Origin of the sequence: Senegalia massiliensis (assembly GCF_900626135.1) — a bacterium.
Lineage (GTDB): Bacteria > Bacillota > Clostridia > Tissierellales > SIT17 > Anaeromonas > Anaeromonas massiliensis.
The window spans coordinates 1-805 of sequence record NZ_LR130799.1 but is presented as its reverse complement, the minus strand read 5'-3'; the positions used below and the strand labels follow the sequence as shown (position 1 = coordinate 805).

Below are 805 nucleotides of genomic sequence, written 5' to 3'. Positions count from 1 at the left end.
ACTGATTTGAATGCCATTTGATTTCAATACATCAATAAATGCATCACTGGTAAACTGACTGCCTTGGTCTGTATTAAAGACTTCAGGTCGGCCATATTTTTCAATAGCTTCATTTAATGTTTCTATGCAAAATGTAACCTCCATACTAATCGATACTCTATGCGCAAGTACCTTGCGGCTATGCCAATCAATCACAGCACATAAATAAACAAAGCCTTTTGCCATAGGGATATACGTTATATCCGTAGACCACACTTGATTACTGCGCTGAATAGCCAATCCTTTGAGCAGATATAGATATTTACGGTGAGCTTGATTGGCCTGACTTAGATTTGGTTTACGATATAACGCATTAATGCCCATTTTCTTCATTAAAGTACGTGTATGACGTCGTCCTATATGATGTCCTTGACGATTCAATAAATCACGCATCATACGGCTACCTGCAAAAGGGTATTGCATATGTAACTCATCCATACAGCGCATCAGCTTCAGATCTGATTCACTCACAGGTTTTGGGCGATAGTAATAACAACCACGGGAGACTTTCAGCAGCTTAGCTTGCTTAGATACTGAAATCTGAAGTGAGTCATCGATTAACTTTTGTGGTTGAAGCGACCCAGTTTCTTCAACACACCTTCTAAAAAATCAATTTCTAATGCCTGCTCACCGATTTTTGCATGTAGTTTTTTTAGATCGATGGGTGGTTCTGTTGGAGCTTTTGATTGATCGAAAGCTTGCGAGGAAGCTGAAATCAGTTGATTTTTCCAGTCAATAATTTGGTTTTGATGAACATCAAATTCAG

The 805-nt window shown here is 38.6% G+C and carries 1 pseudogene; it reads right to left on the bottom strand.

Annotation, left to right across the window (positions count from 1 at the left end):
* A pseudogene (locus tag E0D94_RS14665) lies at nt 1-805 on the bottom strand (IS3 family transposase); the annotation flags it as partial.